This window comes from Terriglobia bacterium (genome assembly GCA_036496425.1).
GTDB lineage: Bacteria > Acidobacteriota > Terriglobia > 20CM-2-55-15 > 20CM-2-55-15 > 20CM-2-55-15.
This window is the reverse complement of sequence record DASXLG010000098.1, coordinates 1-6,698: the sequence shown is the minus strand read 5'-3', so window position 1 is coordinate 6,698 and position 6,698 is coordinate 1. Positions and strand designations below refer to the sequence as shown.

Here is a 6,698-nt window from a genome sequence, read left to right as displayed (position 1 = left end):
ACCGAGCTGTCGAATTTTGCTCCGCGCTTTCCGTTCACATAAAGCCAGCCGGTGTAATGGACCTGAACCGTATTTCCTTTCATAGCCGTATCACCGGTACCGACTTTTTCGTCACTATATTGCAGCCCGCTTTTTGTTTTTGTCATCTGGCCTTGTCCTGTCGCCATAACTGTTAGCGCTACGATCAATACTACGAACGTCAGTGTCTTTTGCATGCGTCAGTGTAGACGCATTTTCGATTCACTTGCCAGACGTTTCCGAGAGAAATACACGTAGCAGATCTCGTGTCTCTACATCATGATGGAATCCGAGTCCCTCCCCCGCCCGGCCCGCAATTCAGAGTTTTCCCAGGAGACATTATGCGAAAAATGCCGTGGCATATAGCCGGGATCCTTATTGCTTTGACAGCGCTGAATGCGGTTGCAACTCCTGCCCCTCTGATCTTTCCTCATTTCGCTCAGGGAGGCGGTTATCGGACCACTTTTACCTTCAACAATCTCTCAACGGCACCGGCGAAGGTGTTGCTGAGCTTTTATTCTCAGAACGGTGAAGCGCTCGGCTCTGCAGTTGTGACAGTGGCCGGCCTGGGTTCCGGGACAACCATGCTGGCCGGCGGCGCGCTCACCGTCGGATGGGCTCGCGCCGAATTTACGGGGGTGGCGGACATTGCAGGAACCGAGATCATCGACCTGGCGGGCGCGGATGGAAATCCGCCGATGGAAACATCGGTGCTTTCTGCTCAGCCGGACACGCTTTTGAGATCGCCGGTCTTCGAAAAGGAAGGCTTCAGAACAGGCCTCGCGCTCGTGAATCCCGGCGCAGAGGGAACGGAGGTTTCAATCGTACCGCGTAATAGCGAGGGCGTCGCGATGGGTTCCCTGACGATTTTCCTGGCAGGTTCACAACAGATCGCGCGCTTCGTTTCCGAGTTGTTTCCGTCCCTTGGCAGCTTCGAAGGGACCCTGGAAATCTCAAGCACACAGCCTGTCGCCGGACTCGCGTTGCGCTACAACGGTTCGGACAATGTGTTCAGCACGCTGCAGGTTTCGCCACAAAGTGCGGAAGTGCATTTCTCCCCGAACGGAGGCATCTCCGCGCTGATCGTCGCTCAGATCGAAAACGCCCGGACCTCGATCGATATTGAGATTTATGAATTCACGCGAACCGAAATCATGAACGCGCTGATCGCCGCGAAGAACCGGGCGGTGTCCATCCGGATTCTCGCCGACAGCAGCGAAGCTTCGGAGGCGGTTTCCGTCGTTCCGCGGCTGGAAGCCGCCGGCATTCCGGTCCGAAGGACGGCGGGCAGCGGCGGCGGCATCATGCATGACAAGGTGGCGCTTTTTGACGGGCAGGTTCTGGTGACGGGCAGTTACAACTGGTCTACCGCCGCCGAACAGTCGAATGACGAAAACGCGCTCTTGCTGAGGACACCCTCCCTGGTCTCGGTATATCAGTCGACCTTCGACAAACTATGGTCGAGGTGATTGACACGGCGGTTGGCCACCCTCACAATCAAATTTACGCGCGAAAGTGGCGGAATTGGCAGACGCGCTAGACTTAGGATCTAGTGGCTCACGCCGTGGGGGTTCGAGTCCCCCCTTTCGCATAACGGCTTATGAAAGCGGATTTAACAGACCTCAGTCAGTGCCAGAAGAACATCGACATCGAGATTCCATCCGAGGTTGTCGATGCCGAGATTATGCACATTGCACAGGGGATTGCGCGAAAAGCGCGCGTCCCGGGATTCCGGCCGGGGAAAGCTCCCATCGGAGTGGTGAAGACGCGCTTCCGGGACGAAATCCTCTCCGAGATGATGCAGCATCTGATGCCGAAGTATTTCGGAGACGCCATCGAAGAGCACAAGCTCGACGTCATCCACGCCACGCCGCAGTTCGAACTGGTGGATTATGCCTCCGGGAAGCCGCTAAGGTTCAAGGCTGTTTTTGAGGTATATCCCCAATTCGATATCACCAACTACGAAGGAATTCCGGTTGAGGAACCATCCTCCGCAGTCGAGGACAGCGAGGTCGAAGACTCGCTGAAAAAGATTCAGGAAGAGATGTCCGAGCTCGCTCCGGTCGAGGAGGACCGGCCCGTCCAGCAGGGCGACTTCGCCGAAATCTCCTACAGCGGAACGATCGAAGGCTCAAACGAACCGCCCATCACGGGTGAGAAGGCCGTGGCGGAAATGGGCGGCCGCACGACAATGCAGGCATTCACTGAAAATCTGGTCGGCGTCCGGGTGAACGAGGAAAAACACTTCACGGTCGAATACCGTCCCGATTACCCGGAGAAGCGGCTCGCCGGAAAAACGGTTCAGTACGACGTAAAAATCGACGGGATCAAAACGAAGGAGATTCCGGAGCTCAACGACGAGTTTGCCCAGCGCTTCGGCGATTACAAAACGCTCGATGAGCTGAAGACCAAGTTCCGCGCGGACATCGAGAAGCATAAGCGGGAACACGCCCAGGAACAGATGCGCGAGAAGATGCTGGAGTGGCTGGAAGAGAACAACAACTTCGATGTTCCCGAGTCGCTCGTCGAACGTCAGCTGCAGGTTCGGGTGCAACGCATGTTCCGGGACCTGTCGCGGCAAGGCATCAATCCGCAGCGGCTGGATGTCGACTGGTCGAAGATTCGTGAAGATCAGCATCAGCAGGCAATACGGGATGTGAAGGGATACCTGATCCTCGAACACCTCTCCGGCAAAAACCACATCCATGTGGGCGATGAAGAATTGGAGATAGAGATCGAAAAGATAGCCACCGAGACGAGCCGGCCGAAAGAAAAAGTCAGAGAGGTACTCTCGCGTGATTCGGGGTTGGAACGGTTGAGGGAACAAATCCGCAATAAGAAGACACTGGATTTGCTACAAGAAAAAGCTCGCATCCAGCCCGCAACAACCTAAACCGTAATTACCCATTGACCGGCCCACGCGCTGGTTGAAAGATTGTATTTAAAGACGGGATAACTCATGAACAACGAAATGAACACTCTGATCCCGATGGTGGTCGAGCAGACCAATCGTGGCGAGCGCGCTTACGACATTTATTCCCGGCTGCTGCGCGACAGCATCATCTTTATAGGCACTCCGATCGACGATAACGTCGCCAATCTGATCACGGCGCAGCTGCTGTTCCTGGAAGCCGAAGATCCGGAACGTGACATATCGCTCTACATCAACAGTCCCGGAGGATCGATTTCGGCGGGGCTGGCTGTCTATGACACGATTCAGTTCATTCGCAACGACGTGACGACGATCTGCGTCGGCCAGGCCGCCAGCATGGCCGCGGTTTTGCTGGCCGCCGGATCGCCCAAGAAAAGATTTTCGCTCCCCCATTCGCGCGTCCTGATTCACCAGCCCTGGATGAGCGGCTTGCAGGGTCAGGCCACCGATATCGACATTCATGCCAAAGAGATCCTTCGCATCCGGACAATTTTGAATAAAATCCTCGCACATCACAGCGGCCAGACATTCGAGCGGATCGAAAAGGACGTGGAACGGGACTACATCATGAACGCAGACCAGGCGAAGGAGTATGGTATTATCGACGAGGTCATTTCCAAACGAGCATGAAACCCTTGCCAGATCTGGGTTTCAAGCTATTTGAGATTCGAAATTGGAAGTTGCTTCGGAAATTTGAAATGAAGCAATTTCTAATTTCCAATTTCCAATAGAAGGAAAAGAGAGGATGCTCCCTTGAAGAAAAATAGCGACGACGTGTTGCGATGTTCATTCTGCAATAAGAGCCAGAATGACGTTCGTAAACTGATCGCGGGACCAACCGTTTTCATTTGCGACGAGTGTGTCGGAGTCTGCCAGGACATTATTGACGAGGATTCGAATTACGAGCCGTCTCCCAAAAACGTTCACCTGCCGAAGCCGCCGGAGATTAAGGGCTTTCTCGATCAATATGTCGTCGGCCAGGACAAGTCAAAAAAGAAGCTTGCCGTTGCGGTCTACAACCACTACAAGCGCATTGAATTATCCCGCAAGAAATCCGACATCGAGCTTCAAAAGTCGAACATCCTGCTGATCGGCCCGACCGGAACCGGCAAGACCCTTCTGGCCCAGACGCTGGCCCGTCTCCTGAGCGTTCCTTTCGCGATCGTGGATGCGACAACGCTGACCGAAGCCGGATACGTCGGTGAAGACGTCGAAAACATCATCCTTCGTTTGATTCAGAACGCCGGCGGCGACATCGAACGCGCCCAGACCGGCATCATCTATATAGATGAGATCGACAAGATCGGACGGAAGGACGAAAATCCGTCGATCACGCGGGACGTTTCGGGCGAAGGCGTCCAGCAGGCCCTATTAAAGATGTTGGAGGGCACCGTCGCTAATGTTCCGCCTCAGGGAGGCCGAAAACATCCCCATCAGGAGTTTACGCAGGTCGATACGACCAACATCCTCTTTATATGCGGAGGAGCGTTCGTCGGAATGGACAAGATGATCGAGCGTAGACTGGCGGTTCGAAGCACGATGGGGTTCCACGGCGACATCAAGGTCAAGTCCGAAAACCCGCGCTCCGCACTCCTGGAGCAGCTCGAACCCGAAGACCTGATCAAATTCGGCATGATTCCGGAATTCGTGGGCCGCGTCCCGGTGGTTGCAACGCTGCACGACCTGGATCAGAAGGCTCTGGTCGACATTCTCACTCGTCCGAAGAATGCGCTCGTCAAACAGTATCAGCGCCTGTTCGAGTATGAGAATGTAAAACTCAAGTTTTCGGATGACGCTCTCGAGGCTATCGCGCTCGACGCGATCAAGCGCAATGTCGGCGCCCGCGGGCTCCGCATCATTCTTGAAGAGCTCATGCTGGATTTGATGTATCAGCTCCCGCAACAAAAAGATCACAAGGAGCTAACCATCACGAAAGAGATGGTCGAAAAGAAGGAAATCCAGCTGCCATTCGAGAAGGCTGGGTAGAAAAGGAAAGGGCTCCCCCTGCATGGGGGAACCGGCCAAATAGCCATCAAGGAGACAGTACCGACAGTGGCTTGGCCGGTGGGCCCGATGCTAATAAAATGAGTGCGAAGGAAAAATACGAACAGACAAAGCTCCCGATGGTTCCGATCCGAGATGTGGTGATTTTTCCTTTCATGATGGTCCCATTCGTCATCGGCCGCGAATCTTCCGTTCAGGCGCTGGAATCGGCGCTGCGGGGCGATAAACGAATCTTCCTTGCAACCCAGCACGACGCCACAGTCGACAACCCCAAGCCTAATGAAATCTATCAGGTAGGAACAATTTCCAACATCGTCCAGTCGCTCAAGCTGCCGGACGGCAATACGAAAGTCCTGGTCGAAGGCATCGAGCGGGCGCGAATCCTTCAGTTAAATGAAGAAGAAGGGTATTGGAAAGCGAACCTGAGGCTGTCACCCTTCCGGAATCAAAGCTTTACGGGGTATGACACGCTCGCCGCGCGGCTGACCCAGCAGTTCGAGCAGTATGTCAAGCTCAGCCAGAATCTCAATCCGGATCAGGTCCTCGCCACGATCAAAGTCGACGATGTCGGCCGGCTGGCCGACACCATCTGCTCCCATATGGTGCTCTCGATCGAAGAGAAGCAGGAGCTGATCGAGATCTTCAATCCCGTCGAGCGCTGCAAGCGGCTGGCCGATATTCTGGACATCGAGATCGAGAAGCTGCACGTCGACCGCTCCGTCCAGAATCGGGTGAAACGGCAGATGGAGCGCGCGCAGAAAGAGTACTACCTCAACGAAAAGATCAAAGCCATCCAGCGTGAGCTCGGCAAAAAGGACGAGAAGTCGGAAATCGAAGAGCTCCGGCGCAAGATCGAGACGGCCGGCATGCCGAAAGATGCTCTGGACAAGGCGCTGCAGGAAATGAAGCGGCTCGAAATGATGCCGCCAATGTCGGCTGAATCCACGGTTTCCCGGAATTATCTGGACTGGCTTATCGCGGTGCCGTGGAAGAAGAAGTCCCGCGAGATCCGGGACATCGACATGGCCGAGAAGGTCCTGAACGAAGACCATTACGGCTTGGAAAAGGTCAAAGATCGCATTCTCGAGTTCCTGGCTGTCCGCCAGCTGGTCAAGAAGCCGAAAGGCTCGATCCTCTGCTTTGTCGGCCCGCCGGGAGTTGGAAAAACCTCGCTCGGCATGTCCATTGCCCGGGCAACAGGCCGCAAGTTCGTGCGCCTTGCATTGGGCGGCGTGCGCGACGAGGCCGAAATCCGCGGCCATCGCCGCACGTATATCGGCGCCCTGCCGGGCCAGATCATTCAGATGATGAAGAAGTCGGGCACGGTCAATCCGGTCTTCCTGCTCGATGAAGTGGATAAGATGAGCACGGATTTCCGCGGCGACCCTTCTGCGGCGCTGCTTGAAGTTCTCGATCCCGAACAGAACTCGAGCTTCCAGGATCACTACCTCGACGTCGAATACGACTTGTCGCAGGTCATGTTCATCGCGACCGCCAACGTCCTGCATACGATTCCGCAACCCTTGCAGGACCGCATGGAGATCCTCCGCCTGCCCGGTTATACGGAATACGAAAAGACCGAGATTGCGCGGCGGTTCCTGGTTGCGAAACAGGTCGAGGCCAACGGCCTCAAGTCCCAGCATCTGACTTTCACAGACGACGGCATCCGCGGCCTCATCCGGAACTACACTCGCGAAGCCGGCGTCCGCAATCTGGAGCGCGAGATCTCCTCTGTTTGCAGGAA

Annotated in this window: 6 protein-coding genes and 1 tRNA gene; 6 read left to right on the top strand and 1 reads right to left on the bottom strand. The window is 55.3% G+C overall.

Annotation, left to right across the window (positions count from 1 at the left end; all coding sequences use genetic code 11):
• Positions 1 to 146 (bottom strand): FKBP-type peptidyl-prolyl cis-trans isomerase (locus VGK48_07035; protein ID HEY2380923.1); only part of this gene is annotated, 146 nt, incomplete at its 3' end.
• 213 nt (positions 147 to 359) lie between these two features.
• Here VGK48_07035 and VGK48_07030 point away from each other — a divergent pair.
• The 6 genes from VGK48_07030 to lon form a co-directional block, all read left to right on the top strand.
• Positions 360 to 1,487: a phospholipase D family protein gene (locus VGK48_07030; GenBank protein HEY2380922.1), complete on the top strand. Its 1,128-nt coding sequence runs from the start codon at positions 360 to 362 to the stop codon at positions 1,485 to 1,487.
• 40 nt (positions 1,488 to 1,527) lie between these two features.
• A tRNA-Leu gene (locus VGK48_07025) sits at positions 1,528 to 1,609 on the top strand.
• A gap of 9 nt (positions 1,610 to 1,618) precedes the next feature.
• Positions 1,619 to 2,911, top strand: a complete 1,293-nt coding sequence (gene tig / locus VGK48_07020) for a trigger factor (GenBank protein HEY2380921.1) — start codon at positions 1,619 to 1,621, stop codon at positions 2,909 to 2,911.
• 66 nt (positions 2,912 to 2,977) lie between these two features.
• Positions 2,978 to 3,580 (top strand): ATP-dependent Clp endopeptidase proteolytic subunit ClpP, encoded by a 603-nt coding sequence (gene clpP / locus VGK48_07015; GenBank protein HEY2380920.1) that lies wholly within the window; start codon positions 2,978 to 2,980, stop codon positions 3,578 to 3,580.
• A gap of 123 nt (positions 3,581 to 3,703) precedes the next feature.
• Positions 3,704 to 4,936, top strand: coding sequence for an ATP-dependent Clp protease ATP-binding subunit ClpX (gene clpX, locus VGK48_07010; protein ID HEY2380919.1), 1,233 nt, complete (start codon positions 3,704 to 3,706; stop codon positions 4,934 to 4,936).
• A gap of 98 nt (positions 4,937 to 5,034) precedes the next feature.
• On the top strand, positions 5,035 to 6,698 hold a 1,664-nt coding region (gene lon / locus VGK48_07005), incomplete at its 3' end, for an endopeptidase La (protein ID HEY2380918.1).